At 64.0% G+C, this 225-nt stretch carries 1 pseudogene; it reads left to right on the top strand.

Annotated features, from left to right (window positions below):
- Positions 1-225: pseudogene (locus OO67_RS35570) on the top strand (hypothetical protein); the annotation flags it as partial.

Below are 225 nucleotides of genomic sequence, written 5' to 3'. Positions count from 1 at the left end.
GCCGAGATCGGCACCGGCTTCGTCCTCAAGACCCTCACCACCGTCGGCCAGGACCGCCTCATCGCCACCACCGAAGCCGGAAAACTCTTCTCCTACAAGGTGAGTGCCGGAACTTGGAAGCGCGGGGACCTGAAGGAGTCGGGATGGTCTGGATTCGATCAGGTCGTCTCCTCCGGCAGCGGCTTCTACTACGGCCGCATCGCCACGACCGGCGCCATGTACTGG

Origin of the sequence: Streptomyces atroolivaceus (assembly GCF_000717025.1) — a bacterium.
Classification (GTDB): Bacteria; Actinomycetota; Actinomycetes; order Streptomycetales; family Streptomycetaceae; genus Streptomyces; species Streptomyces atroolivaceus.
The sequence above is the reverse complement of the archived record's forward strand: the minus strand, read 5'-3'. Positions and strand labels throughout refer to the sequence as shown.